Raw genomic sequence first — 25,966 nt, forward strand, 5'->3', positions numbered from 1 at the left:
GTGTCCCCACGCTCGACCCACACCCCGCACGCGACCCGCAGCTCGACCGTGCCGTGGCTGCGGCGCTGGTGGCTACCGCTGTCCCTGGCCGTCGTCGGCGTGCTCGCCCTGGGCGCGATCGTCTACGCCGCCACCGCACCAGCAGATACGCCTGTCACCAGCGCACGCACGTCAGGCAAGGACGCTGCGACGCAGTCGGTACGGGCCGCCACGCTCGACGGCAAACAGGCCACGATCCCGGCTGCCGGTAAGCCCACCGTCGCGTACTTCTACGCGGTCGGCTGTCCCAGCTGTGCGGAGGCGCTGGACAACATCGCCGCCAGTCGCGAGAGCGCCCCGGCGGGCACCGTGTATCAGGTGGTGAACATCAGCCCCACCGACAGCCCCCGCGTGATCCGTAGCTTCCTCGCCGGCACGAACACCACAGGGGTCACCTTGTTGCGGGACAGCGGCGACCAGCAGCTGTCCGCGACCTTCGACGTCAAGGTGCTGGGAACTACGGTGGTGTTCGACTCCGCCGGCCGGGAGGTCTGGCGTGGCGTCGACCCGTCGGCCGCCGCGTTGAAGGCGGCGTTGGCCAAGGCCGACCGCCAGTGACCGGGCTGCTCGCGCTGGCGTTCGGCGCCGGGCTGCTCGCCCCGATCAACCCGTGCGGGTTCGGGCTGTTGCCCGCGGTGTTGACCGCCACCACCAGCCGCGCCAGCACCATCCACGGCACCCGGCCCGGCACCGCGCCCGGCCTGGCCGGCCGGCTGGCCGCCGGGTTGCGTGCCGGCTCGCCCTGACGATCGGGTTCACCGGACCTTCACCACCATCGGCCTGCTGCTGGCGGTGGGTATCCGTGCCCTGGTCACCGTCATCCCCTGGTTGGCCGCCATGCTCGGCGGGGTTCTGGTCGTGGTCGGGGTAGCGTTGCTGGCTGGCGGACATCTGCCGGTGCGGCTGCCCAGTCCCCACCCCAACACCATCCGCCGCGGTAGCACCCGGCGGATGGTCGCGTTCGGCGCCGGCTACGCCATCGCCTCCGCGTCCTGCACCCTTGCCGTGCTGCTCGCCGTGGTCAGCCAAGCCACCGCCACCACCGGCGTCGGGATGCTCGCCGTGTTCGCCGCCTACGCCGCCGGGTCCGCGGTCTTGCTACTCGCCCTTGCGGTGCTCGCCGCCGCGGCCGCGACCGCGCTCACCCGCCTGCTGCGCCGCCTGGCCCGCTACGCCTCCCGCCTCGCCGGTGGGCTGCTCGCCGTCAGCGGCGGCTACCTCCTCTACTACTGGCTGCCGCCGCTGCTCGGCGGCACCCGCCCCTCCGGCGGCAGCCGTCTCGCGGTCCTCGCCGGCCGGGCCGCGACCTGGATCACCACCCACCAGGCCATCGTCCTGCTCATCGCCACCGGTCTCATCCTCACCAGCACCGCGATCGCCGTCGCCTCCCGCCGCCGGACGGGCGCGCCCACGACCACGCTCGAGACGAGGCCCGAGACCGGGTCGGACGCCGACTGCTGTCCACCTTCGGCGTCCCCACACATCCGCGAGGACGCCGACAACAGCGCCCATGGTGCCCGTGGTCCCCACGACAGCATCCACTGACATCGGCGGCGGCCGGCTCCGGCTTGACCCGGTACCTAGATACCGGGTTTAGCGTGATGGACATGCGTACCGGAGAGGTCGCCGCCGCAGCGAACGTGAACATCCAGACCCTGCGCTACTACGAGCGCCGCGGACTCCTCCTGGAGCCACCGCGGCGCACCTCCGGATACCGGACCTACGGGCCAGACGCGGTAGGGATCGTGCGATTCATCAAACGCGCCCAGGAACTCGGGTTCAGCCTCGACGACATCGAGTCCCTGTTCGACCTGATGGCCGGCGGACCCGACGACTGCGACCAGGTCCGCCACCTCGCCCTCGACCGCATCACGCAACTGGACACGCGCATCGCCGACCTGCAGGCCATGCGCGACTCACTGGACCGGCTCGTCGCCACCTGCCACCTGCCCCGCGCCGAGCGGCACTGCCCCCTGCTCCGCGCGCTGGGCTGCGACCCCAACCACTGCGAAGCCACCGCGACGACCGCGACGGCCACCGACGCCTGAACAGCCTCCGCACTGCGCCACTACCCCGCTCGGCCAGCAGCACCCGGGCATCCGGGAGGCGAGTCACCCCCCTGCGGCACCGCCAGACGTGACACGAAGTGGCCGGTAGCCGTCGGTGTCGAGCTTGGGGCGAGCTCGCCGTCGATGTCGACGGCGTGGGTGCCGTAGAAGTGGACGTTCTCGTGATGGATTGGCCAGATGTGCGCGAGCACCTCGTCGTCGATGGGTCGGCCGGTGCGGCGGAGCGCGGCGACGGCGAGGCCGTGGTACTCGGTGGTCCAAGTGACGATCGCGTTCGTTGCCAGTGTCAGGCACCACATCTGCTCGCTCTGCTGCTCCAGGTGCCGGCGGCGGATGGCGCCCTCGCCGGCGTAGGCGAGCGACCGGCGCAGGGCGTGGAGGTTCTCGCCCTTGTTCAGCTGCCGGGCGATCCGCCGGCGATCGGTTTCGTCGGCGAGGTAGCGAGCGGCGCCACACCCAAGGCTCCAGCGGCGGCTGCCGGGGTCGTGGTCGGACTTGGGCTTGCCCTCGCGGGTATCGCCTACATCGCCTCCGGTGCCGCGCAGGACGCCATTGGGCTGGTGCCGACCATGGCCGGCACCTTCACGCTACTCCTCCCGGCTGCGCTCATCGCCCGCCGTGCGCTGCGAGCCTATTGACCGGCGTTACCACATGCCGTGCCCTCCTGGGTTACGGTGCAGGTGCCGAGATCCTTCGTGGGCTACCGTTCTCATGGTTCTCTCAGGGTTCCTTCATGCTCGGCTCACAGTCGTGCGGTTGGATCGACGCGTGCGACCGTGAGGAGGGCGGTGTGCCGGCACGGGTGGTCGTGGTCGACGACGACGAGGCGCTGCGCAATGCGGTCCGCCGAGTGCTGCGGTTGGAGGGTTACGACGTCGAGGTTGCCGGTGATGGTGCGGAGGCGCTCGGTCAGCTTGCCGGTCTTCGGGCGGATCTGGTGGTGCTGGACGTGCTCATGCCGGTTCTCGACGATGTCACCGTGTGTCGCCGGCTGCGAGCGAGCGGGGATCGGACGCCGATTCTCCTGCTGACAGCCCGCGATGCGGTCTCCGACCGGGTGGCTGGCTTGGACGCTGGAGCCGACGACTACCTGACCAAACCGTTCGCGTTGGAGGAGTTGCTGGCTCGAGTTCGAGCACTGTTGCGGCGCAGCTCTCCCGAGATCGACGGTTGGCTACGGGTCGATGATCTCGAACTGAATCCTCGGACTCGTCAGGTGAGGCGCGGCGAGCGCGTGGTGGACTTGACTCCTACCGAGTTCGCGTTGCTGGAGCTGCTGATGCGCAACGCCGGGGTGGTCCTGACCCGAGACGCGATCCGGGAGCGGGTCTGGGGTGTCGACGATTCGGATGGTTCGAACACACTTGACGTGTACATCGGCTACCTGCGCCGCAAGACGGAGGCGGGAGGTGAAGCACGGATGATCCACACGGTGCGCGGCGTCGGGTTCGTGGTGCGCCGCCGATGACGTTGCGTACCCGCGTCACGCTTGCCGCTGGTCTTGCTGTGCTGCTCGCGGTGGTGGCGGTGTCGATCACCGTTTTCGTCGTGATGCGGGGCAATCTGTATGACCAGATCGACAAGTCGCTGAGCCACGACGGTCGGGCGGCAGAGGCGGCGAAGCAGCATCGGTCCGCGCGCGACACCTCGACCGTGCCGCGGGGCCTGCCGCTGGCGCACGACGTGTTCCGGCAGGTGGTCGACCGCGATGGCGACGTCGTCACGATGTACGGCGACCGGCAGCTGCCGGTGACGCCCGAGGTGCTGGCGGTGGCGCGAGGCAAACGTGTCGAGTCTTTCTTCGATACCGAGGTCGACGGCACACCGGTGCGGGTGCACGTCACCGCGGCAGGACAGGGCACGGCGTTGCAGATCGGCCGGTCGCTGTCCGAAGTGGAGCAGGCGTTGCGTCGGCTGCTGGTGGTCCTCATCGCCATCTCGGTCGTCGCGGTCGGGCTGGCGGCGGTGATCGGCCGGCTCGTCGCCGCCGCCGCGACCGCGCCGGTGCACCGCGTGGCCGAGGCCGCCGACGCGGTGGCGCAGACCGGCGAGCTGTCGCATCACATCGCGGTCCCCAGCGGCGACGACCTTGGCCGTCTCGCGGCCAGTTTCAACACGATGCTCGACGCGTTAAGTGAGTCACTGGCTCAGCAGCGCCAGCTCGTGGCCGACGCCTCCCACGAGTTGCGCACACCGCTGGCAACCGTGCGCGCCAATGTCGAGCTCCTCACCCGGGCGGACGAGTTGCCGCCCGACGAGAAGGCAATGCTCATCGGCGACACGGTCGTGCAGATCGGCGAGTTGACCAGACTGGTCGGCGACCTCGTGGAGCTAGCCCGCGGCGACGGTCAACAAGAGCCGTTCACCATCGTCGACCTCGACGACCTCACCCGCCAGCTCGTCGACCTCGCCAGAGACCACCACCCGTCGATCGCGTTCCGAGTCGACGGCGCCCAAACCCTCGTCCGAGGTGCCCCCACCAGGGTCTCCAGAGCAGTCTCGAACCTCATCGACAACGCCGCGAAATGGAGCCCACCGGAAGCCACGGTCGAGATCGCCGTCCACGACGGCACGGTGACCGTCACAGACCACGGACCAGGCATCGATCTCCCGCACATCTTCGACCGGTTCTACCGCTCGCCCGGAGCCCGCACCCTGCCCGGCTCCGGCCTCGGTCTCGCGATCGTCAAGCAGGTCGCAGACAGCCACGACGGAACCGTCGAAGCGACGACCGCCGCCGACGGAGGTGCTGTGTTCACCCTGCACCTCCCAACCGCGGCTGGCGATGCCGACGCCACCGACCGCGACGGCCGGCACGGCCTCTCATCCACTTCTTAGCCTCGCCCCACGTACTTCTTAAGGCCGCCTCACGACGAGCTCATACCAGCGGCCGATCATTGCGTGTGTGACAGTGCGCGACCGGAGAGGACACGCGGATGGCTCAGCGGGGATCGACGGCCGGCATCCCGATCTGGGTGCGGGTGCCCGGGATCATCGCCCTCGTCCTCGTCGCGGTGGTCGTCAGCGCGATGCTCGTCGGCACGCTGGGCGTCGGTGGCGGCTCCGGTCCTGGGCGGCACGGGCCGTCAGGTGGCGACACACCGGCCACCAGTGTCACCGACCCAGCTGACGGTGATGGTGGCCACAGGCCACCGGGTGGTGGCCACTGATGACCACGCCACATCGCCCGCGCGGGTACGCGCCAATGGAGCGCATCGCTGTCCCGGTCAGCCGAGCAAGCGTCACGTCAGGCAAGCGAGGTCAACGATGAGTGTGCAACCTACCGGCCCCTCGCCGAATCTGCGTGGCCGCACGCTGGGCAGTGGCCGCGATTGGCGTCGTCGCGTTGTCCTCCACCATGTGCCACTCGCCGTGGTGAGTGCCGCGCTGTTCGCCTTGTTCATGGACCTCGTACTCGCCAGCCCCCAGCCGCAGCTGGATATGACCGGTGCGAGTGTGTTTCCCCAAGAGGCCACGCCGATGAACGGTCGTGGCGACGGCGGTACCGCGTTCATGTCGAGGGGGTTCATGGCGAGGTCTACCGCGGCCACCGGTTACGTCGCCACCGGACTGCTAGCGTTGACGCTGCTGATCGGGCCAGCCAACCTCCTGTTCCGCAAGCGGAATCCCGTCTCGAGCTACTTGCGCCGGGACGTGGGAGCCTGGACGGCCATCGTCAGCGTCGTTCACGTAGTCCTTGGGCTTCAGGTGCACGGCCGCGGTGGGGACGTCGTCAGCTTTCTCACGTACTTCATCGCCGACGGTCTGCCGAGGACCAACAGCTTCGGCCTGGGGAACTGGACCGGGCTGGTCGCGACGGTGATAGCGGTGGGGTTGCTCGCGATCTCCACCGACCGCTCCATGCGGGAGCTCAAATCCAGGCGGTGGAAGAGTTTCCAGCGGCTGAACTACGGCTTGTTCGCTCTGGTCGTCTTGCATGCGTTCTTCTACGGTGCGCTGTTGCAGATGACGTCCCCCTTCGCGCTCGGGCTCATCGGCACGGTCATGGCGGTGTTGGTTATCCAGTTGGTGGGGATCTGGTTGTGGCGGCGCAGGCATGCTCGCGCAGCGGCCATCCATCGCGAGCGGCAGCCCACCGATGCCACACAGTGACGGAATCAGGGAAGCCCTCAACAGGGAATCGGGGCATGAGCGGCACCGCGAGGGACACTGGCACTTCCAGCAATATCGACGAGAACTCAGCAAGGCCAGCGGACGACTCACGCCCTGAGCAACCCTCGTCTCCTGTGCTGGCGATGATGGATCGGGCTGTTGCTCGAACGCTCCGCTTAAAGCCGCAGCAGACCGCCGACGTGAACAGGCGGCGGCCGTTGGAGACGCCGCTGCTGCTGATCGGGGTGCGCTGCATTGCACGCTACATCGTGCTGCCATTTGCGCTACCCCTGCTTGGAGCGGCCACAGGCCCTGCGCTCGATGCCGTCACGGGCGCTGCGCTTGGCATCCTAGTGATCCTGGACACCATCGCGGTCATCTCCACCGTCGCCACCGTGCGCGGGCTGTGGCGGCACCAGCATCCCCGCCGCTGGCAGTACCTACCGCTGGCGCTAGCACTGACTGCGCTGATCGTCTTCTTCCTCGTGCGTGACACTCAGGTGTTGTACGGCTAGCGGCATGGCTGCGGTGATCGGACCCAACGACGAGGTGGTCACGCCGACGGCGATCGCGCTGGTGCAAGTCGTGGCGATCGCCAGTGGGCACATCGGCGGCGTGATCGCCGCGCAAGATCGCGCGGTGCGCGTATTGCCGGGTCTACGAGCGGTCGCGGGTCAGGTGCCGTTGCTGGTTCTCATGGTCGGCTAGACGATCGGCGGCCTGGCACTCCTGCTCCGGTGATCACCCGTAGCGGGCCGAAGTGCTAGCCGGGCAATTCCACACCTTCTGTATCACCTATCCTCCTTAGGACTTGAGGAGGTCGGGGTGGACGAGGAACGGCGAGGCGCGGCCGCCGGGCACCCCGGGGCGATCCTCGCCGGGATCGGGTGGCGGTTATGTCTTGCCGTGGTGATGGCGTCGCTGTGGCTGGTGGTGACCGCTGCGCCGGCGTCGGCACATCCCACCCTGCTCGCGACAGTGCCCACCGCGGGGTATGCGACCCGGGAACCGCCGCGGGAGGTCGCCGTGGTCTTCGACGAGCCGGTCAGCGTCGGCTCGGCCGGGCTGGTGCTGCGCGGCCAGGCCCGCGGACCGGTCCGCACCGGCGGGCCGACCACGAGCGAGGGCGGCCGGAAGGTCGTGATCCGGCCGCTGGCGTCGCTGCCCGAAGGCTGGTACACCCTCCGGTGGCGGGTCACCGCGCAAGACGGCGACGTGGTGGAGGGGACCTTCGTTTTCGGTGTCGGGACCGGCCTCTCCGCCCGGCCGGACGCCGAGACGACGACCGAGACCAGCGGACTGCCCGTCGTGGTGCTGGCGCGTTGGCTGATCTTCGCCGGACTCGCGCTGGCGCTGGGTGGAGTGGCAGGCGCGCGCCTGGTCCGTAGGCGGGTGCGCTGGCCCGTGCATCAGGGCGACGTGCCGCGACCGATGGTGCTCCTCGGTACCCTGGCCGGGTTGGCCGGTTCCACGGGGCTCGTCGGATACCTGCTCAGCGGTGACCACGGGTCACTGTTGGACTCTCGGCCCGGTCTGCTCGCGATGATCGAGATGACCGCCTTCGGCGCCGCGGTGACCGCGGCGTTGGTTCGAGCGGCCGGCCTGGCGGCGTCGGTCCTCACCGCGGTGATCGTGGCCGAGGGAGTCCGCGGCCACCTGTCTGCCGAGGCCTCGTCGTTGGGCGTGCTTGTCGGGGCCGTCCACCTGGCCGCCGCTGCGATCTGGGTCGGGGCACTGGTGCACGTGCTCCGCGCCGTGCTGCGGCTACGCGGGGACCCGGCGCAGGCGCGTGCACTGTTCACCGGCTACGCGCGGCTGGCCCTCGCGCTGTGGCTGGTGGTCACCGCAACGGGTGTCGTCGCTGCTGTCCTGGTCATCGAGTCGGCGTCCGCGCTCACCGGCACCGGGTACGGGCGCGCGCTGCTCGTCAAGATCGGCCTCGTCACCGTGGCGACGGCGCTCGCCCTGACCGCCCGGCTCCGGTTACGCCGCCCCACCGGGTCGGTGGTGACCGGCGTTGCCCCGTTCGCGCGCGTGGAGAGCGCCGCGCTGGCGACCGTGCTCGCCGCGGCCGCCGCGTTGACCGCGCTCTCACCGCCACCCGACCCGGCCCGGCAGGTCGCGCCACCGCCGCTGGTGGCCGGCCCGTCGGGCTCGGCGCCCTGGCCGGATGGGTACTGAACTGGCGTCACCGACGGGAGGTGAGTGTCATGCCGGATTGGATAAGCGGCATGATGTGGATGATGCTGTTCTGGGCAGTGCTCGGCTTGGCCCTACTTGTGGCGATCGTTCTTGCGATCGTCTGGCTGGCGCGGAGGCTGACCACTGGCGCAGCTCGCCGGCAGGTTGACCCGGCCGAGGAGGTCTTGCGTCGCCGCTACGCGACCGGAGAGATCGACCGGGACGAATACGAGCGTCGGCTCGTCGACCTGAGGAACCAGTGACCTCCCAGGCGATCGTCGCGCAACGCCTACGCCGTGCGGTAGGAGACGATGGTGGCCATGCCGGTGACCAGATGGTAGGCGTTGTGGCAGTGGACAAGCCATTGGCCGGGGTTGTCGGCGGTGAAGTCCACGCCGATGCGTTCACCGGGCGGCACCATGAGGGTGTCCTTGCGCGTTCCAGTCGGCAGCCGACGTGGCGCCGTCGCTCCAGTCGTCGAGCACCACGATGAACTCGACGTCGTAGTTGCCGGGCTCGTGCGGGTCCTCGATGATCAGCGGGGCGAACAGGCCACGTTCGCGCTGCAGCCGTATATGCGGGTGCAGCCAGTAGGTGCCGGGGTCGGGGGCGATGAACGAGTAGCGCATGCGGTCCCCGGGCGGGATCGCCTGTTGGGTGAGGTGGGGGACGCCGTCCATGTCGTTGCGCAGCCGCACGCCGTGCCAATGAACGGTCGTGGGTTCGGGTAACCGGTTGGCGACGTCGACCTGGAGCCGGTCGCCGGCCCGGCAGCGGATCACGCTGCCCGGCACCCGGTCGCCGTAGGCCCACGTGTGTGCCACGCGACCGCCGAGGTCGACCTCGGCGGGCTGCGCGACCAGCCGGGCCTGGACGGTGCGGCCGGTGCCGGCACGCAAACGGCGCTGCTCGCGTCGCCGTACCGCGTCCGACGTCGGCTGCACCCGAGCCGGCCGCTGCGGTTGGTTGCCGCCGCCGAAGGCGATCAGCGTCCAGCCGGTCGCGGCGGCCCCGCCCACGCCGACTGCGCCCAACAGCAGGTCGCGGCGGGTGACTTGAACCTTGGGCATGCCTGCCTGCCCTCACGTGGCTGTTGCTCTCCACCACGAGCGTAGAAGACTGCTCGAGACCCGGACCGCGTGCTCGCTGGCAAGGAATCATAGGTACTATTTGATTGTAGTAGATGGATGGGCGTTGATTCGGAGTTGTCGTCATGTGCGACGCCATGATGGGGTCGATGAGCATGTCGGGCGCTGGGTGGATCTTGCCTGCTGCCGTCATGCTGATCCTGCTCGTCGGCGCTGGCGGTCTTGCGGCGGTCGTTCTCGCCACGATGCGCCGGCTCGCCACACCCGCGGTCGCGCCGAGTGCCTCTGGCGCGCTCGCGATCGCCAGAGAGCGTTACGCGCGCGGGGAGATCGACCACGCCGAGCTCGACCGGATCCTCGACACACTGCTGCGCACGGAGGGCAGAGTCGACCCGGGGCGCGGTTGATGACGGCGCGGGGGGCGCGGGAGGCCGCAGTGCTGGAGGTGCTGTGGCGGGCCGAGGAGCCGATGGCCGTGCGCGAGGTCCTCGCCGAGCTCAACCGGGATCGTGACGACCCACTCGCCTACACGACCGTGATGACCGTTCTCGCCCGCCTCGCGGACAAGGGCACGCTGACCCGGCATCCGCGCGGACGTGGCTACGCCTATCAGCCCGCCGGCCCCGACCCGGCGGCAATCGCGGTGCGCAGCGTCCTGGCCGAGCACGGCGATGCGGCGCTGGCGCACTTCGTCGACCAGGTTCGGGCCGACCCGAACGTGCGGCGTCGACTGCAGCGGCTCATGCAGCGCTCGCCGGAGGAGAAGCCGTCGTGACCACGGCTGTCGCCACGCCGTCCGTCGCCGCGGAAACCGCGCGTTCTGGCTGCTGGTGAGCGTCGTCGTCGCCTTCTGCCGCCTGGTCACGGTGTTGGCCTGCTGCGTGTTGTGTGGTGGTGGCTCAGGTTCCTGGCGGTGGGGATTGCCGTGCTGTTGATCGGCACCGCGACGACCGCCGATCGCCATGTGATCGCGCGGTGCGGGCCGCGTCCCTGGTTGGGTGCGTTGCTGCGCACGCTTGGCCCACGCCCTGGGAAGCGACCACGCCCGCAGGGCCATGGCGTCGTCGGCCACCTTGGACGCGCGCCTCACCCAGCTCGAGATGGGCGCCGAACCACCTTCGGCGCCGGCACCCCGCAGGTTGTTGGTCGTCAGCGTGGGCGCGGCTGCCCTCGTTCTCGCCACGTCGACACCGCGGGCTCGTTCAGCAGCTGCGCATGCGTACCAATTGACCGGGTGCATCGTCTACGATGCTGCTTAGAAGTAGCTGTCGGTTGGGGAGGGCGCGTGCGGTCGTTTGGTGACCTGGAGGCGGCGATCATGGACCGGATCTGGTCCGCGGATCGTCCGTTGCGGGTGCGTGAGGTGTTGGAGCAGTTGCAGCCGCAGCGGCCGCTTGCCTACACCACGGTGTTGACGGTGACCGAGATCCTGTACCGGAAGGGGTGGCTGGAGCGGGAGAAGGACGGGCGGGCCTACCGGTACTGGGCGACGGCGACGCGGGCGGAGTATGCCGCGGGGCTGATGGATGAGGCGTTGGCCGAGGGTGCGGACAGGGCGGCGACGCTGCTGCGGTTCACCGAGCGGTTGGAGCCCAGTGAGCTCGACGAGCTGCGCCGCGCGTTGCGCGCGGCGGGCCGCAGGAGGCGCGCCGGGTGAGCATCGCGCTGATTCTCGTCGGTTACGCGGTGTTGCTGGGCGCTCTTGGCATTGGTGTGTTGCGGCGGGCGGGCTGGGTCGATCGGGCGCCGCGGCTGGGCATCCTCGCGTGGCTGGCGGTGGTTGCCTCCATGCTGGCAGCGATCGTCTTGGCCGGGTTCAGTCTGGCGGTTCCCATCCGGTGGGTCAGCGGTGATCTGGCCGAGCTGCTGCGTGCCTGTGTGATGGCGTTGCGTGCCCAGTACGCGACGCCCGGTGGCACCGTGGTGGGTGTCGTCGGTGCCGTGCTCGCGGTAACGGTGCTCACCCGTATCGCGTTCTGCTTGGTCGCCACCGTCGCCGAGGCGGGCGCGCTGCGGCGTCGCCATCGGCGGGTGTTGGCGATGATCGGACGCCATGACCGCGGCCTGGACGCCATTGTGGTGGACCACGACGTTCCCGCCGCCTACTGCCTGCCGGGCCGGCCGGCGCAGGTGGTGGTGACCAGCACAGCGCTCGCCGATCTGGCTGCGGACGAGATCGACGCTGTCCTCGCGCACGAGCGCGCGCACCTGCGCGGCCGGCACCATCTCCTGACCGTCGCGGTCGTCGGGTTGGCGCGCGCGTTTCCGTTCGTCCCGACGTTCTTGGTCGCCCGGGCCGAGGTGGATCGGCTGGTCGAGCTGATCGCCGATGACGCGGCGACCCGGTGCTGCTCGCGGCTCGCGGTCGCGGACGCGCTGCTCACGGTGGCCGCGCCGGCGCCCGCCGGTGCGCTGGGGGCGGGCGGTTCGTCCACCGCCGACCGGATCCGCCGACTGATCGGCCCCGGTGGTCGGTTGAGCTGGCGGCAGCGGCTGGTCGGCGTGTTCGCGGTAGCGGTGCTGTTCGCCGTGCCGGTGCTCATCGCCGTCGGTCCCGCTGTCGCCGCCACGCAGCTGACCTACTGCCCCGTGGCCTGACCCACATCGCCGTCCCACCCGCGCGGACCACACGTGCTACTTTGCAACTAAGATCCTTAGTTCGATAGTCGACTGGCTGGGCACCTGGCTGAGGAGTCGTCTGTATGCACGAGGTGGTATTCGGCACGACGCTGCTGGCGTCCTTCGTCGGGGGCGTGGTGGCGTTGCTCGCTCCCTGCTGTGTGTCGGTGATGGTTCCGGCGTATCTCGCAGCCGGGTTCAGTCGCCGGCGGGGTGTCCTCGCGGCGACGTTGGTGTTCGCGGCGGGTGTGGGAACTGTGATCGTGCCCATCGGGCTGGGCGCGAGCGCGATCAGCAGGTTGCTTACCGGGTATCACCTGCTGGTGTTCTCCATCGGTGGCGTGGTGATGGCGGCAGCGGGTGTGGCGATGCTGCTCGGGTGGCGGCCGCGGCTGCCGATGCCGTCCGCGCGACCCGCCGGGCGGGGCTACAGCTCTGCGTATGCGCTGGGCGTGTTCTCCGGCGCGGCGAGCGCCTGCTGCGCGCCGGTGCTGGTCGGGGTCGCGGTGTTGTCGGGGGCGACTGCCTCGTTCGCCGCGGCGCTGGGGGTCGGTCTCACCTACGTGGCGGGCATGGTGGCACCGCTGGCCGCGCTGGCGTTGGTGTGGGACCGCCGGGACTGGTCGTCCAGCCGGTGGCTGCACGGCCGGCAGGTCACCATGCGACTGGGGCCGTTGCGGCGGCGGATGGCGCTCGGCCACGCGCTGGCCGGCGGCCTGCTGGTGGTGATGGGTGCGCTGACGGTGGTGCTGGCGTTCACCGGTCCGTCGATGCCGAACACCGGGTGGCGGGTCCGCTTCGCCGCCGACCTCCAGCACGCCGCGGCGGTGGTCACCGAGGTCCTGGGATGGATCCCGGGCTGGGTGTTCGGGCTGGTGCTGCTTGCCGCGGCGGTGTTGCTGGTGCGGGCTGCTTTCCGCCGTACCCGGCCACCCGAAGCCGATGACGCTACAGCGGCCGACCCAGACCCCGTGACCACCACATCGACGCTGGAGGAGTCCATGCATGAGCGGTAGCACCAAGAACGCCACCAAGGCCCAACGGCGTCGTGAACGCGCCGCAGCGTTGCGGGCCGCGCAGCAGCGGCGGCGGCGGCGCAACCGTGTGCGGGTGACCGTGGCGGCGGTCGTCGCCGGTGTGCTGGTGGTCATTGGTGGCCTGTACGGGATCTACCGGGCCAGCAATGACACGGACGCCGACGCTGGCAGCCGGAGCGCGAAGGTGTCCTACGAGGTCGGTGAGCCGGGGCCGGGCGAACGTGCACCCGGCTTCACCCTCGCCGCATCCACGGGCAAGCGGGTCAGCCTGGCGGACTTCCGCGGTAAGACCGTGCTGTTGTACTTCCAGGAGGGTTTGACCTGCCAGCCGTGCTGGGACCAGATCACCGACCTGGAGAAGCGGGCCAAGGATGTGCGGGCGGCCGGTGTCGACGCGGTCGTCTCGATCACTACCGATCCGGTCGACCTGATCACCCGCAAGGTCACGGACATGGGCCTGGCCACCCCGGTGCTGTCCGACCCCGATCTGGCGGTCTCCAAGGCCTACAGCGCCAACGAGTACGGGATGATGGGCACCAGCCGCGACGGACACAGCTTCGTGCTAGTCGACCCGGACGGGACGATCCAGTGGCGCGCCGACTACGGCGGCGCCCCCAAGTACACGATGTACGTCAAGGTCAACACGCTGCTCGCCGACCTACGCGCCGGACGGCGGCAGCCATGACCGCGGTCACGCTGCTCACCCAGGCCGACTGCGCCCTGTGCGACCACGCCAAGACCGTACTCGCCCGACTGGGCCGCGACTTCACCCTGAAGGTCACCGAGATCGACATGGCCACCAATCCCGGCCGCCGGATCGCGCTGGCGGCCGGCGTGCTGTTCCCGCCAGGGTTGCTGCTCGACGGCGAACCGTTCGGCTACGGACGGCTATCGGAGCGAGCCCTCCGCAAAGCCTTGCGCCACCGCACCGACACCGGTGACACAATCATCAACTATGATGTTTAGTAGAAACGAGTGAAGGGAGACCGTCGTGTCCGAGGCCCTGGTGACCCTTGCCGTCCTCGCCTGCCCCATCGGCATGGGGGCGATGATGTTCATGATGATGCGCGGAAAGGGCAAACCCCCCGAGGGCGACAAGAACCCGGACGCGGTGAGCGACGCCGAGCTCACCCGGCTGCGGGCAGAGGTCGACCAACTCCGGGCCGCCCACGCCGAGGCCCAACGCCGAGAGGGTGACCGACAGTGAGCATCTGGTTCGGCGCGCTACTCCTGGTCGCCGCAGCGGCGGCCACCTATCTGTTCTGCATCCGCCCGATGCGCCGCGGTGAATGCGGCATGGCCGGCCCGTCGACACAGGCAAGCGCCAAGCAACGGGAGCTCCTCGAGCTGCGCCAGGAGGTAGCTCGCCTGCGCGCGGAGCTGACGGGTGACGCGACGGTTGACCAGCCGCGCGGTTCGCGGCCAGGCGAGCACGCCGACTGACGCTCCCTGACCCTGATCCCCGTAATGCCCCGGATCGCGCGAACTCGTGTCACCACCCTCAGGCGGTCGACGATTCCCGGACGACCGCGCACGCTCGTCATCGCACTGGTCAGTGTGCTCCTCGCTACCACGGGGTGTGCCAGCGCGGGTGGAGCGACCGCCTCGGACGGCGAGAACCAGCGCTACATCGCCGGCACCGGCCGCGTTGATGCCGTCTCGCGGGGACAGCGCCAGCAGGCGCCGGTGCTGCGCGGCGAGACGTTGGACGGCGACCGGCTCAGCACCGCGGACTTTCGCGGCAAGGTCGGCGTCGTGAACTGGTGGGCGTCGTGGTGTCCGCCGTGTCGCGCCGAGGCACCGGCACTGCAGGCGGTCTATGCGAAGACGAAGGCCGACGGTGTGCAGTTCGTCGGCGTCAACTTCAAGGACAACCGCACCAACGCCAAGCTCTTCGAACGCGAGTTCAAGATCACCTACCCGAGCATCTACGACCAGCCCGGCGCGATGGCGCTCGCCTTCCGCGGCCAGCTGCCACCCGCCGCCGTACCGAGCACCATCGTCATCGACCGAAAAGGACGGGTGGCGGCGCGGATCATCGGCCAGACGAACTACACCAGCCTGCTCGGAGTGGTGCGGAAAGTTGCCAATGAATGAGGGAGCGGCGGACAGCGGTCAGGTGACGACGGCGTCGCTGGACTCGGTGGTCGAACCAGGAGCCGACCTGGGCACGACACCAGCCGAGCCGCCACCGACCAGACCCCGTGGTGGTCGATTGGGTGGCACCCTGCGGTGGGGTTGGCGGCAACTCACCTCGATGCGCACGGCGCTGGTCCTGCTGTTCCTGCTCGCGCTGGCCGCGATCCCCGGGTCCCTCGTCCCGCAGCGCACGGTCAGCCCGAGCCAGGTCGCACAGTACTTCGCCGACCACCCAGACCTCGCGCCGGTCCTCGACAAGCTGTCGGCGTTCGACGTGTTCAGCGCGCCGTGGTTCGCCGCGATCTACCTGTTGCTGTTCGTCTCGCTGGTCGGGTGCATCGTGCCACGCAGTCGCGCGCATCTGCGGCAGATGCGGGCACGTCCGCCGGCGGCGCCGCGCAACCTCGGCCGGCTGCCGCACGCCGACCGCGTCGAGACCGACGCGACGCCGGCCGAGGCGACAGCCGTCGCGCGGGCGGTGTTGCGGGCGCGGCGGTTCCGCGTCGATGTCTGCGTGGGTGAGCGGCCGTCGGTCGCGGCGGAGAAGGGCTATCTGCGGGAGACGGGCAACCTGCTGTTCCACCTCGCGTTGCTGCTGGTGCTGGTCGCGATCGCGGTCGGCGCGCTGTTCGGTTACCGCGGCAACGTGCTCGTCACCGAAGGCGACGGGTTCGCCAACGCCACCATCGCCTACGACGACATGCAGAAGGGCAAGCTCTTCCAGGACAACAGGATGACACCGTTCACCCTGACGCTGGAGAAGTTCCGCGCGTCCTACGTGGCCCGCGGCGAGGACCGCGGCACACCGGAACGGTTCGACGCCTACGTGAAGTACCGGGAGCGCCCGGACGGCCCGGCCAGCCGGTACGACCTGCGGGTCAACGCGCCACTGGAGATCGACGACACGAAGGTCTACCTGCTCGGCCACGGCTACTCCCCGCAGTTCACCGTCCGCGACGACAACGGCAGGGTCGTGTTCACCGGCGCGGTGCCGTTCGTCCCGCAAGACAACCAGACGTTCGTGTCCGAGGGCGTGGTCAAGGCGGTCTCCGCCAGCCCGCAGCTGGGTCTTCAGATGTTCTTCCTGCCGACGTTCACGGTGACCAAGCAGGGGCCGACCTCGGCGTTCCCCGCGCCGCTGGACCCGGTCGTGCTGATGATCGCCTACGAGGGCGACCTCGGCATCGACGACGGCACACCACAATCCATCTTCGCGCTCGACACCAGCAACATGACCCAGGTGCGGCTGCCGCAGCGCAGCCAACTCATGCGGCCCGGACAGACCGCGAAGTTGCCCGGCGGCCGCGGCAGTGTCGAGTTCACTGGCCTGAAGGAGTACGCGGCGCTGCAGGTCAACCACGACCCGGGCAAGGGCCTCGCGCTGGCCAGCACGAGCGTCGCGATCGGCGCGTTGCTGCTGTCGCTGTTCATCCGGCGCCGCCGGGTCTGGGTACGGGCGACCGCCAACGAGGCGGGCGGCAGCGTCGTCGAAGTCGGTGGCCTGACTCGCAGCGAGGGTGCCGGGGGCTTCGCCGCCGAGTTCACCGACCTGGTCGACGCGCTGCGCGCAGAGCTGCCACCCCGGGACGCGACCACAGACGAGGGAGCTGACACATGACGCCGAACGAGTACGGCAACCTGTCCGACCTGCTGATGGACGCGGCCATCGTCGGCTACTCGCTCGCGATGCTCGCATTCGCGATGGCGATGCTCACCGCCCGGGTCCGACCCGTCGAACACCGACCGGTGACCACACCCGTCCTGGCGGGCACAGTAAGTGGTCCGGCCGATATGGGCGCCTCGGCTGAGCACGGGACGGCTGGCGCCGACGGCGCCCCTGGTGGGCAGGGATCGTTCATCGGTTGGGTAGCCGTTCTCGTCACGGTGGCCGCGTGGCTGGCGCACCTCGCCCAGATCGTGACGCGCGGCTTGGCTACCGACCGGTGGCCGTGGGGCAACATGTACGAGTTCACCTCGGCGATCTGCCTCGCCGCTGTCACGGCGTTCCTCGTGCTGCTGCTCAGACTCAGCGTCCGGTACCTCGGCCTCTACCTGCTCGCCGTCGTAGTTCTCGGGCTCGCCCTCAACGCCACGTTGCTGTACAAGAGCGCCGGGCCGGTCGTGCCGGCGCTGGACTCGTACTGGATCGCGATCCATGTCACCGCCGCGATCGCGGCGATCGGCCTGTTCACCGTGGGGACGGTCCTGTCCACGCTCTACCTCCTCGCGGAGCGCTACCACAAGCGGCTCGCCCGCGGCGCCTCGACCGGGTCGTCGGGTCTCATCCGGCGACTGCCCGTCCCCGACGTGCTCGACAAGCTCGCCTACCGGATGATCGCCGTCGCCTTCCCGATCTGGACGTTCGCCGTCGTCGCCGGCGCGATCTGGGCCGAGGCGGCCTGGGGCCGTTACTGGGGCTGGGACCCCAAAGAGACCTGGTCATTCATCATCTGGACCAGCTACGCCGCCTACCTGCACGCACGCGTCACTGCAGGCTGGCGCGGCCGCAGGGCCGCGATCATCGCACTCGCCGCCTACGCCGCGATCCTGGTCAACTACTTCGTCGTCAACATCTGGATCGTCGGCTTCCACTCCTACGCCTGACCACCTGCGCTGGGTTCACAGTGGCGGCTGCCAGCCCGCCACCCAGGGCTGCATCCAGGCGATGAACGCCGCCCACACCCCACTGACCAGCAACACACCCACCGCGACAAGGAGAAGACCGCCGGCCCGCATCACGGCGCGGGCGTGGCGGCGGACGACCGCGAACACGGCGAAGGCGCGGTTCGCGCCCACCGCGGCGAGCAGGAACGGGATCCCGAGGCCGAGGCTGTAGGCGAACGAGAGCGCCGCACCGCGACCCGCGCCGCCGGTGCTGGTCGACAGCATCAACACCGCGGCAAGCGTCGGACCGATACACGGCGTCCAGCCCACCCCGAACAACACGCCGAGCAGCGGCGCACCCGCGACGCCCAGCCTGGGCCGGTAACCGAACCGGACCGTCCGCCCGGCCAGCGGGAGCCGGTCGAAGACTCCAGCGAACATCAGGCCCAACGCGATGGTCAGCACGCCGAGCACACGGTAGACGGCGGCCTGATGCACGAGCAGCACCGTTCCGATCGCGCCGAACGCCGCACCGTAGCTGGTGAACACCGCGGCGAACCCGAGGACGAACAAGGCCGTACCGGCAACCGTCCGCCCCGGCCGAAGCATCCGGGTGCGCGTTGTTGTCGCCTGGGACGCCACCGACCCTGCTTGGCCAGGCGGCGTCGACGTCTCGCGGTGAGCCTCCGCACCCGCACTGCCGGTCACGTAGGCGAGGTAACCCGGCACCAACGGCAGGCAACAGGGGCTGAGGAACGACACCAGCCCGGCGGCGATCGCGACCGGGACCGCGAGCAGCAACGGACCGAACGCGACCAGGTCACCTGGCCCTCCTGCCACGGTCATCCGGCACCTTTCCGCGTAGGCCTGGACGGACGACTACCGCGTTCGGCGGCGACATCGTCGACCAGCCCGCGAAGCTGCCGATAGGTGATCTGTCCCACCACCCGCGCCGCCACCCGGCCGTCCCGGTCGAGCACCAGCGTGCTGGGCACGGCGCTGACCGGGATGATGCCGTCGAAGGCCAGCAGAACCTTACCGTCCGGGTCGGCGATGCTCGGGTACGGGATGGCAAACCGCCGGACGAACGCCCGCGCCGAGGCACGATCGTCTTTGACGTCGATGCCGACGAACCGCACCCCGTCATCGTGGGTCTCCCGTGCCACCCGAGCCAGCTGCGGCGCCTCCTCCTGGCACGGCACGCACCACGACCCCCACACGTTGACCACGACCACATGACCGCGGAGCTCGGCCAGCGCCAGCCGGCCGCCATCAAGGGTATCGCCGGCCACGGCGGGCGCCACCGGTCGATTCCCCACCTCGAACACGGTGACCCCCGTCACGACATCGGACTCGGACACGTCAGGAACTGCACTGTCGCCGGGCTTCCCCGTCCAGTCCCGCTCAACGGCCCACACCACCCCCACCGCAGCCATCGCGAGGACGACCACGGCCACCAGCGCCAGCCGCCAACGGGCGGACCGAGGCGGGCTCACCGAACGCGCCCGCAACGCCGAGAGGCGGTCACCGTTTCTCCCTGCACACGAACCACCATAGAACCACAAAGCCTAAACTACTAAGTATCATAGTGGTAAGTCTCTACCAGGATATGCCTAGCCGCCTGAGACGCCGGACTCGAATGCCCCGTCGGAGGAAACGTGTCAGCACGGCAGAGCAAGTCGCAGAACGCCAGGTCCGCCCGCCGCGCACCCGGACATGGTGAGGGGGAGAAGGCAGTGACGCAGACAAGAACCGAGTCCGGTGCCAGCACCTCCCGATCGGCTGCCTCCGGTGACCCTGGTGGTGTCGCGAGCGCACGGGGCTTCGGTGCCTTCCTGGACAGCGCGGCGCAGGAAATCGTGGCCGCGACGTACTGGTTCGACCCCGCTCCCCAACCCAAACCGTATCGAGTGACAATCCGGTTCACCGGACACCGCATCGGCAGCGGAAACAACACCCGGCCGGAAGACCAGTTCGCCCGCGACGAGACCGTCGAGGTCATCCCCGGTAGTGGCCCCGTGTCGGTGACGGCTCGTGTGAGCGGCGTCAGTCCGGGCGAATGGGCAGTGCGTGCCAAGGCGGTGAACCCGAGCCACGAGCACCGCCGCTCGCAGAAACTCACGAGCATACGTCCAATCACTGGACCGCTGTATCCCGCGGCATGGTCATGGCGGACATGGTCGCTGTCCCCGGGGCCGGCCGCGCCGGTGCGCACACGCCTGCGGCCGTTCGTGCGCGTACCCGGGCTGATCCCAGGTGGCTGGGCCGTGCTGTCCGTCCTCGGCATAGCCATCGCACTGGCGACCCAAGCCCTCCTCGTCACACGCGACAGTCTCCGCGTCGACCACGCGTTCACGATCTCCCTGATCGCGATCGCGGCCGGAGCCGTCGGCGCGAAAACCTGGTACGCCGTCCTCCAGCGGCGCACGCGCCGCATGAATGGGTGGTGCATCCAAGGCCTTCTCGTCGGTGTGTTGCTCGCACTGGCCGCCAGTGTTCCGGTTGCTCACACGCCGCTCGGGGTATTTCTCGACGCGTCCGCTCCCGGGTTGCTGCTCGGCATGGCACTGGGACGAGTGGGCTGCCTGTTCGGTGGCTGCTGCTGCGGACGACCGACGCCGTCCCGGTGGGGAATCTGGTCGTCGGATCAACGAGTCGGTACGCGTCGTTACCCGACTCAGCTGCTCGAAGCCGGCCTGGCAGCCGCGCTCGGGGCGGCGGCGCTCGCAACAGTCCTGGTCGCCGGACCGGCCAACGGTGGCATCTTCGTCGCCGCCCTGGCCGCATACACCCTCGGCCGCCAGGGCGTCCTGCGATTACGCGCGGAACGCCGCAAGACGCTCATCGGCCCACGCCTCACCGCGATCACCGCCGCCGTCATCCTGACCGCGGCGGTCCTCCTCCCGCTCGTGGTCTGAGCCGGCGAAGCGCCCGTGGATACGAAGAAGACGTCGTGATCTCTGGACAGGAGGCCCGAAAGGATGGATGACATGGGCTCGATGATGGCCGGAATGGGGGCCTGGATGCTCGTCTGGGCGGTCCTCCTCCTCGCCCTCCTCGCTGGGGCGGTGGCTGGTGTCGTGGCGCTCGTGCGACGCCCGGACGCCCGATTGCTGCCGCCCGGACGTCGTGAACGGAGTGCGGTGGAGTCCCCAGAGGAGGTTCTCCGGCGCCGCTATGCGGCGGGCGAGATCGACGAAGACGAATACCTCAACCGCATGTCGGGCCTGTCACAGCGCTGAGCGTGCGGCTCACCTGGCAGGCCGCGTGACCTCGAGTGCCGCTGGGCCGGATCGCCGCGCCAACTCATCACGCACTTCGCAGGTCCGACCAGATCGCGGTGGTCAGCTTCCTGTCCTGGGGTCGTCGGTTGCGCAGCGGAAGCCGGTGTTGTCGGTGCAGCTGTCGGGGTGTTGTGGGTACTTGGCGCGGGGCCTGTCGACCGAGGAGCTGGGCTCCTCGAGGCAGCGCCAGGTCGCGCCCTGGACCGCGAGCCACCAGGGCGTTCGGGGGTGGTCGTGTCGAGCACGTGGCTGCCGCGGTCGGCTCCGACGAACGGGCCGAACACGAACGACCGGCCGAACCCTTCGGTTCCGTTCACCAACAACGGCTCTGAGCAAGACATCGGACCCACCAAGATCAGGATGAAGACCGCCGGATCGCCGCGCACCATGACCGGCGCCGGAGCATTCGCCGCCCTCGGCTCGGGACCGTCTGAATACGGTTTGCCCCGTGGGCAACCTCGGTGGTCAAGCCACCGGCACCTCGCGCGCGGTGTAGCCCGCGGTAGTGATCGCGGCGATCACATCCTCGGGCTGACACTTGACTGGGTCAGCTTCGACGATGCTGCGGCGGGTGCGCAGGCTGGTGCTGGCGCGTAGGACGCCGTTGAGGTCTTCGAGGGTTTCGTCGATGAGCATGCCGCAGCTACCGCAGTGCATGCCCTCGACGGTGAACATGTACGTGACCATCCGGTGTACTTCTTTCATGCCAAGATGTCTTATGAAGCGACGGTGAGCTGGCCGGAGTACATGCCCATGCCGCACCGGTAGGTGAGGCGTCCGGGCCGCAGTGTGCCGAGTTCGATGCGGGTGTCGCCGTTTTCGGGCAAGATGTATTGCTTGTCGCGGATGACGAAGGATCGGATGCAGCCGGTGGCGTCCTCGGCGCGGATGACCAGAGTGGTGGACAGTCCGGCTTTGACCTGGGTATTGGCTGGGCTGTAGGCGTCCGAGGTGGCGGTGACGGTGACGGTTTGCCGGCCCGCGGTGGTGGTGACGGTTTCCGTGGTCGCCGCCGACGGGGCCAGACCGAGGGTTTGCGACAGGTTGGCCGCGGCCAGTGGCGAGTCGAGCAGCGTGAGACCGCCGTTGAGGGTATACACGCCGAGGCCGACCACGAGCAGTCCGGTCGCTAGGGCGAGCCGGCCGCGCCAGGCGGTGACGACCTTACGGGCCAGGTAGCCGAGGGCGGCGAACAGCGGGCTGGTGCCGATGACGAAGACGGCCATGGTCGCCGCGCCGGCCCACCAGGATCCGGAGGCTAGCGCAAGCGCTTCCACCGACAGCGTCACCCCGCACGGGATGAGGACGGTGGCCAGGCCTAACAGGGCGGGAGCGAGCGCGGAGGCCGAGCGGCTGCGGCCGCGGACGAACCGGGCCAGCGCGGCCGGCGGCTGGACGGCGAGCCGGCGGAAACCGGGTATGCCGAGCTGGGCCAAGCCAAACGCAATGACCAGCCCGCCGGCGGCCAGCTGAAGCAGGGCGCGCGCGGTTGGCGAGAGCTGGACGACGCTTCCGATCGTGCCCAGCAGCGCGCCGAGGATCGTGTGGGAAAGCAGCTTGCCGGCCAGAAAGCCGCCGATCGGGGCCATGTCGTCGGCCAGCCGCGCGGTCCACCGTCTCGGTGCCGGCACCGCGCGAGTGCGCCGGTCGCTCTTGACGCCGGACGTCCGGCTGGTACGGGCAGGTCTCGGGGCTTTCGGTTTGCCGGCCCGATGGCCGGGTTTGCGGTAATTGCCGGCTGGCGTATGCGGGTCGTCACCGCGTTGGCGGGCGATGAGGCCAGCGAGGAGGCCGCCCTGGACGGCGGCGCACGACACGCCGCCGGCGAACAGGCCGGTGGCCAGGACCGCGATGAGGTTCACCATTCTCCTGAGGGTGGGCGTGGTCGTGGGTCAGATGCCGACCTGACCGGGCCGGCGGTGGCATACAGCCAGTTGATGAATTCAGTCCGCCTCATGCGGCCAGCGCGAGGTGGCCGGTGAGCAGCAGGAGACCGCCGAGGTCGGATCCGTCCAGCGGGCCATCGGACAGAATGCCGCTCAATGTGCGATCGTCGGCTGTGAACACCTGCGCGGCGCCAGAGCCGATAGTCGCCGCGTTGGCGCCGGGCGCGCCTGCGCCCCCGCAACCGGCTAGGCCGGTCATGGCGCGAAGCCGGCGACGATGCCCTCGCGACTAGATATCACCCGGTCCTCCATTCGTCGGGCTCGGTGGGGGGTGCTGAACGACGCACACCATACCAACTAAGCTCCTATGGGTCTTAGGAGGTAGTAGTGGTGTCGGAGACAGTGGTCGAGCCCGGACTCACGCTGGCGTTCGCGGTGCGCGGCATGACGTGCGGGTCGTGTGCGGCGCGAGTGCAGCGGGTGCTGGGAAAGCAGGCCGGGGTGCTGGAGGCCGAGGTCAACTACGCGACCGGCACAGCGCAGCTGACTGTGGGTATCGAGGCAGTGAAGCCGGAGCTTCTTTCGGCGGCGGTGGCCAAGATCGGGTACGATCTGGTGCCGCTCCAGCCGGACACCACTGACGCCGACCGGTTCACGGACGAGGACGCCGAGGAGGTGGCCGCGCAACGGTCCTGGCTGCGCCGGGTCCTCGTCGCGTGGCCGCTGGGACTGGCGACGATGGGTATCGCCTTCGCACCGGAGATGATGGACGCGCGGTGGGCGCCGTGGGCACAGTTGGCGTTGGCGACGCCGGTGCAGTTCTTCGTGGGTTGGCCGTTCCTGCGGGAAGCGGCCCGCCGCGCTGGCCGGCTAGGCGCGAACATGGACACTCTGATCGCGCTGGGCACGCTGGCCGCCTACGCGTTCTCGGTAGCTCAACTGGCGCGCGGACAGTCGGAGTTGTACTTCGAGACCGCGGCGTTGTTGATCGCGTTCCTGGTGCTCGGCCGATACTTCGAGGTCCGCGCCCGGCGGCGGGCCGGCCGGGCGATCCGGGCGCTGCTGGAGTTGGGGGCGAAGGAGGCCCGGCTGATCCGTGACGGCGTGGAGGTGATGGTCCCAGTCGAGCGGGTCCGGGTCGGGGATCTGATGCGAGTACGACCGGGCGAGAAGGTCCCCACCGACGGCGAGGTCGTCGACGGAGCCAGCGCGGTCGACGAGTCGATGCTGACCGGCGAATCAGTCCCGGTCGACAAGACCGTCGGGCAACAGGTTGCCGGTGCGAGCATGAACACCAGCGGCGTGCTTACCGTCCGCGCTAGTGCGGTCGGCGCCGACACCGCGCTCGCGCAGATCGTCGCCCTGGTCCAGGCCGCGCAATCCGGGAAGGGGCAGGCGCAACGGCTGGCAGACCAGATCTCGGCGATCTTCGTCCCGACCGTCCTGGCGGTCGCCCTGGTCACGTTCGCGCTCTGGTGGCTGCTGGCCAGCGACCCGGCCGCTGGGTTGATCGCCGCGGTCGCGGTCCTGATCGTGGCTTGCCCTTGCGCACTCGGACTGGCTACGCCGGTCGCGATCATGGTTGGCACCGGCCGCGGCGCCGCCTTGGGCATCTTGATCAAGGGCGTGGAGGTACTCGAGCGTACGCGCACGATCACGACCGTGATCTTCGACAAGACCGGCACGCTGACAACCGGACAGATGGCGGTGACCGACACAGCGGTCGACCCGACAACTACAGCTGGCGAGTTACTGCGCCGAGCCGGGGCAGTCGAGGCCGACAGCGAACACCCGATCGGCGCGGCGATCGCCGCCACCGCAACCAAGACACTCGGTCGGCTACCTGCAGTCACCGATTTCGAGTCCGTGGCCGGACACGGTGTCCGTGCCCGGCTCGAAGGGGAGCCTGTGTGGGTGGGGCGCCGTAAGCTCGTCGCCGAGGCCGGTCTCGTACTCTCGGACGAGCTGGCCAGGGCGGCGGATCGGATGGAGGCCGAGGGCAGGACGGCGGTGTTCGCGGGCTGGGAAGGCGTCGTCCGCGGTGTGGTCGCAGTGGCGGACAGGCTGAAGCCGGATGCTGCCGCGGTGGTCGGCGAGCTGCACCGCATGGGGCTGCGCGTTGCGATGATCACCGGCGACAACGCGCGTACCGCGGACGCGATCGCCACCGAGGTCGGCATCGACACCGTGCTGGCCGAGGTACTCCCTGCGGACAAGCAGTCCGAGGTGGCCCTGCTGCAGGCCCGCGGCGAACGAGTCGCGATGGTCGGCGACGGCGTCAACGACGCGCCAGCGCTGGTCGCCGCCGACCTGGGCATCGCGATCGGCACCGGCACCGACGTCGCGATCGAGTCCAGCGACCTGACGTTGATGCGTGGCGACCTGCCCGGCGTGCCCACCGCGATCCGGCTTTCACGGCGAACGTACCGCACCATCTGGCAGAACCTCGGCTGGGCGTTCGCCTACAACACCGCACTGATCCCGCTGGCCGCAATCGGCCTGCTCAACCCGATCCTGGCCGGCGCCGCGATGGGGTTCTCCTCGGTCAGTGTTGTCACCAACTCCCTGCGACTGCTTCGCTTCCGCGACAACCGAAGACTGCACCGGCCCGCCGCCCCGACCGCACCCACCAGCACCGCCGACGGGATGACCCTGCAACCCAGCGACATCTCCGGCGCGACCTTCCGCCGCAAATGGCGCGGCTACCGGCCAGCGGACATCGACGCATTCGCACGTCGTGTCGCGGTCGCATACGCCGCCGCCCTTGACCGGATCACCGTCCTCGAACAGGCACTGTCCCGCCGAGACGTCGAGCAAGACGCCATCCGAGCCCGGGCCGAGAGGACCGCCGCCACCATCCTTGTGCGCGCCCAGGAAGCCGCGGACGCGGTCACCCGGCAGGCCTAC

General features: G+C 69.6%; 32 protein-coding genes and 3 pseudogenes. 27 read left to right on the top strand and 8 right to left on the bottom strand.

Annotation, left to right across the window (positions count from 1 at the left end; all coding sequences use genetic code 11):
* The 4 genes and pseudogenes from GEV07_14415 (at position 1) to GEV07_14430 (ending at position 2,087) form a co-directional block, all read left to right on the top strand.
* Positions 1-597 (top strand): hypothetical protein, encoded by a 597-nt coding sequence (locus GEV07_14415; GenBank protein ID MQA03857.1) that lies wholly within the window; start codon positions 1-3, stop codon positions 595-597.
* Positions 594-689: pseudogene (locus tag GEV07_14420) on the top strand (cytochrome c biogenesis protein CcdA). Before GEV07_14415 ends, GEV07_14420 begins: the two are co-directional and overlap by 4 nt.
* A 142-nt stretch (positions 690-831) precedes the next feature.
* On the top strand, positions 832-1,584 hold the full coding sequence (locus GEV07_14425) for a cytochrome C biogenesis protein (GenBank protein MQA03858.1): 753 nt from the start codon (positions 832-834) through the stop codon (positions 1,582-1,584).
* A gap of 62 nt (positions 1,585-1,646) precedes the next feature.
* Positions 1,647-2,087: a MerR family DNA-binding protein gene (locus GEV07_14430; GenBank protein MQA03859.1), complete on the top strand. Its 441-nt coding sequence runs from the start codon at positions 1,647-1,649 to the stop codon at positions 2,085-2,087.
* A gap of 63 nt (positions 2,088-2,150) precedes the next feature.
* Here the strand turns inward: GEV07_14430 and GEV07_14435 are convergent.
* Positions 2,151-2,557: pseudogene (locus GEV07_14435) on the bottom strand (Tn3 family transposase).
* A 284-nt stretch (positions 2,558-2,841) separates the two neighbouring features.
* Here GEV07_14435 and GEV07_14440 point away from each other — a divergent pair.
* The 8 genes from GEV07_14440 to GEV07_14475 all read left to right on the top strand — a co-directional run bounded on the left by GEV07_14440 (position 2,842) and on the right by GEV07_14475 (position 8,665).
* Complete coding sequence (locus GEV07_14440) at positions 2,842-3,576, top strand: response regulator (GenBank protein ID MQA03860.1); 735 nt, start codon at positions 2,842-2,844, stop codon at positions 3,574-3,576.
* Positions 3,573-4,946, top strand: coding sequence for a HAMP domain-containing protein (locus GEV07_14445; protein MQA03861.1), 1,374 nt, complete (start codon positions 3,573-3,575; stop codon positions 4,944-4,946). The genes GEV07_14440 and GEV07_14445 overlap by 4 nt, the downstream gene beginning before the upstream one ends.
* A 98-nt stretch (positions 4,947-5,044) precedes the next feature.
* Positions 5,045-5,278 (top strand): hypothetical protein, encoded by a 234-nt coding sequence (locus tag GEV07_14450; GenBank protein MQA03862.1) that lies wholly within the window; start codon positions 5,045-5,047, stop codon positions 5,276-5,278.
* Complete coding sequence (locus GEV07_14455) at positions 5,241-6,221, top strand: hypothetical protein (protein MQA03863.1); 981 nt, start codon at positions 5,241-5,243, stop codon at positions 6,219-6,221. Before GEV07_14450 ends, GEV07_14455 begins: the two co-directional genes overlap by 38 nt.
* A 35-nt stretch (positions 6,222-6,256) precedes the next feature.
* Positions 6,257-6,736 (top strand): hypothetical protein, encoded by a 480-nt coding sequence (locus GEV07_14460; protein MQA03864.1) that lies wholly within the window; start codon positions 6,257-6,259, stop codon positions 6,734-6,736.
* A 4-nt stretch (positions 6,737-6,740) separates the two neighbouring features.
* The gene (locus GEV07_14465; protein ID MQA03865.1) at positions 6,741-6,929 is read left to right on the top strand and encodes a hypothetical protein; all 189 of its coding nucleotides are present in this window, start codon (positions 6,741-6,743) and stop codon (positions 6,927-6,929) included.
* Positions 6,930-7,046: 117 nt separating this feature from the next.
* On the top strand, positions 7,047-8,402 hold the full coding sequence (locus GEV07_14470) for a hypothetical protein (GenBank protein ID MQA03866.1): 1,356 nt from the start codon (positions 7,047-7,049) through the stop codon (positions 8,400-8,402).
* 29 nt (positions 8,403-8,431) lie between these two features.
* Positions 8,432-8,665, top strand: a complete 234-nt coding sequence (locus GEV07_14475) for an SHOCT domain-containing protein (protein MQA03867.1) — start codon at positions 8,432-8,434, stop codon at positions 8,663-8,665.
* 26 nt (positions 8,666-8,691) lie between these two features.
* Here the strand turns inward: GEV07_14475 and GEV07_14480 are convergent, their stop codons facing one another.
* On the bottom strand, positions 8,692-8,823 hold the full coding sequence (locus GEV07_14480; protein ID MQA03868.1) for a multicopper oxidase domain-containing protein: 132 nt from the start codon (positions 8,821-8,823) through the stop codon (positions 8,692-8,694).
* Positions 8,807-9,472, bottom strand: coding sequence for a multicopper oxidase domain-containing protein (locus GEV07_14485; protein ID MQA03869.1), 666 nt, complete (start codon positions 9,470-9,472; stop codon positions 8,807-8,809). Before GEV07_14485 ends, GEV07_14480 begins: the two co-directional genes overlap by 17 nt.
* A 167-nt stretch (positions 9,473-9,639) precedes the next feature.
* On the opposite strand from GEV07_14485, the gene GEV07_14490 reads away from it, so the two are divergent.
* The 12 genes from GEV07_14490 (at position 9,640) to ccsB (ending at position 17,889) form a co-directional block, all read left to right on the top strand.
* On the top strand, positions 9,640-9,897 hold the full coding sequence (locus tag GEV07_14490) for an SHOCT domain-containing protein (protein ID MQA03870.1): 258 nt from the start codon (positions 9,640-9,642) through the stop codon (positions 9,895-9,897).
* The gene (locus GEV07_14495) at positions 9,897-10,265 is read left to right on the top strand and encodes a BlaI/MecI/CopY family transcriptional regulator (protein ID MQA03871.1); all 369 of its coding nucleotides are present in this window, start codon (positions 9,897-9,899) and stop codon (positions 10,263-10,265) included. The genes GEV07_14490 and GEV07_14495 overlap by 1 nt, the downstream gene beginning before the upstream one ends.
* Positions 10,266-10,808: 543 nt before the next feature.
* A complete protein-coding gene (locus GEV07_14500) occupies positions 10,809-11,147 on the top strand; it encodes a BlaI/MecI/CopY family transcriptional regulator (protein ID MQA03872.1) in 339 nt (112 codons plus the stop codon).
* On the top strand, positions 11,144-12,088 hold the full coding sequence (locus GEV07_14505) for a M48 family metalloprotease (protein ID MQA03873.1): 945 nt from the start codon (positions 11,144-11,146) through the stop codon (positions 12,086-12,088). The genes GEV07_14500 and GEV07_14505 overlap by 4 nt, the downstream gene beginning before the upstream one ends.
* Before the next feature lie 104 nt (positions 12,089-12,192).
* The gene (locus tag GEV07_14510; protein MQA03874.1) at positions 12,193-13,125 is read left to right on the top strand and encodes a cytochrome c biogenesis protein CcdA; all 933 of its coding nucleotides are present in this window, start codon (positions 12,193-12,195) and stop codon (positions 13,123-13,125) included.
* The gene (locus GEV07_14515; GenBank protein MQA03875.1) at positions 13,115-13,831 is read left to right on the top strand and encodes a redoxin domain-containing protein; all 717 of its coding nucleotides are present in this window, start codon (positions 13,115-13,117) and stop codon (positions 13,829-13,831) included. Before GEV07_14510 ends, GEV07_14515 begins: the two co-directional genes overlap by 11 nt.
* On the top strand, positions 13,828-14,112 hold the full coding sequence (locus tag GEV07_14520) for a thioredoxin family protein (protein MQA03876.1): 285 nt from the start codon (positions 13,828-13,830) through the stop codon (positions 14,110-14,112). The genes GEV07_14515 and GEV07_14520 overlap by 4 nt, the downstream gene beginning before the upstream one ends.
* A gap of 25 nt (positions 14,113-14,137) precedes the next feature.
* Positions 14,138-14,353: a hypothetical protein gene (locus GEV07_14525; protein ID MQA03877.1), complete on the top strand. Its 216-nt coding sequence runs from the start codon at positions 14,138-14,140 to the stop codon at positions 14,351-14,353.
* Positions 14,350-14,589: a hypothetical protein gene (locus tag GEV07_14530; GenBank protein ID MQA03878.1), complete on the top strand. Its 240-nt coding sequence runs from the start codon at positions 14,350-14,352 to the stop codon at positions 14,587-14,589. Before GEV07_14525 ends, GEV07_14530 begins: the two co-directional genes overlap by 4 nt.
* 24 nt (positions 14,590-14,613) lie before the next feature.
* The gene (locus GEV07_14535) at positions 14,614-15,243 is read left to right on the top strand and encodes a redoxin domain-containing protein (GenBank protein ID MQA03879.1); all 630 of its coding nucleotides are present in this window, start codon (positions 14,614-14,616) and stop codon (positions 15,241-15,243) included.
* On the top strand, positions 15,236-16,903 hold the full coding sequence (locus GEV07_14540) for a cytochrome c biogenesis protein ResB (protein ID MQA03880.1): 1,668 nt from the start codon (positions 15,236-15,238) through the stop codon (positions 16,901-16,903). The genes GEV07_14535 and GEV07_14540 overlap by 8 nt, the downstream gene beginning before the upstream one ends.
* Positions 16,900-17,889: a c-type cytochrome biogenesis protein CcsB gene (gene ccsB / locus GEV07_14545; protein ID MQA03881.1), complete on the top strand. Its 990-nt coding sequence runs from the start codon at positions 16,900-16,902 to the stop codon at positions 17,887-17,889. Before GEV07_14540 ends, ccsB begins: the two co-directional genes overlap by 4 nt.
* Before the next feature lie 15 nt (positions 17,890-17,904).
* Here ccsB and GEV07_14550 read toward each other — a convergent pair whose 3' ends face one another.
* Positions 17,905-18,735 (bottom strand): cytochrome c biogenesis protein CcdA, encoded by an 831-nt coding sequence (locus tag GEV07_14550; protein MQA03882.1) that lies wholly within the window; start codon positions 18,733-18,735, stop codon positions 17,905-17,907.
* Positions 18,732-19,325, bottom strand: coding sequence for a redoxin domain-containing protein (locus GEV07_14555; protein MQA03883.1), 594 nt, complete (start codon positions 19,323-19,325; stop codon positions 18,732-18,734). The genes GEV07_14550 and GEV07_14555 overlap by 4 nt, the downstream gene beginning before the upstream one ends.
* 222 nt (positions 19,326-19,547) lie before the next feature.
* Between GEV07_14555 and GEV07_14560 the strand changes: the two genes are divergently transcribed.
* Both GEV07_14560 and GEV07_14565 read left to right on the top strand, forming a co-directional pair.
* Positions 19,548-20,807: a diacylglyceryl transferase gene (locus GEV07_14560; GenBank protein ID MQA03884.1), complete on the top strand. Its 1,260-nt coding sequence runs from the start codon at positions 19,548-19,550 to the stop codon at positions 20,805-20,807.
* Positions 20,808-20,879: 72 nt separating this feature from the next.
* Positions 20,880-21,131 carry an SHOCT domain-containing protein gene (locus GEV07_14565; protein ID MQA03885.1) on the top strand — a complete coding sequence of 84 codons (252 nt, stop codon included), beginning with the start codon at positions 20,880-20,882 and terminating at the stop codon, positions 21,129-21,131.
* 507 nt (positions 21,132-21,638) lie between these two features.
* Here the strand turns inward: GEV07_14565 and GEV07_14570 are convergent.
* The 3 genes from GEV07_14570 to GEV07_14580 form a co-directional block, all read right to left on the bottom strand.
* Complete coding sequence (locus GEV07_14570) at positions 21,639-21,860, bottom strand: heavy metal transporter (GenBank protein ID MQA03886.1); 222 nt, start codon at positions 21,858-21,860, stop codon at positions 21,639-21,641.
* Positions 21,861-21,889: 29 nt separating this feature from the next.
* Positions 21,890-23,038 carry a hypothetical protein gene (locus GEV07_14575; GenBank protein ID MQA03887.1) on the bottom strand — a complete coding sequence of 383 codons (1,149 nt, stop codon included), beginning with the start codon at positions 23,036-23,038 and terminating at the stop codon, positions 21,890-21,892.
* A gap of 88 nt (positions 23,039-23,126) precedes the next feature.
* Positions 23,127-23,318, bottom strand: a complete 192-nt coding sequence (locus GEV07_14580; protein MQA03888.1) for a hypothetical protein — start codon at positions 23,316-23,318, stop codon at positions 23,127-23,129.
* 185 nt (positions 23,319-23,503) lie between these two features.
* Here GEV07_14580 and GEV07_14585 point away from each other — a divergent pair.
* Positions 23,504-25,642 (top strand): annotated as a pseudogene (locus GEV07_14585) (heavy metal translocating P-type ATPase).
* Positions 25,643-25,966 lie beyond the last annotated feature (324 nt).

It is taken from the genome of Streptosporangiales bacterium, assembly GCA_009379825.1.
In the GTDB taxonomy this organism is placed as follows: Bacteria; Actinomycetota; Actinomycetes; order Streptosporangiales; family WHST01; genus WHST01.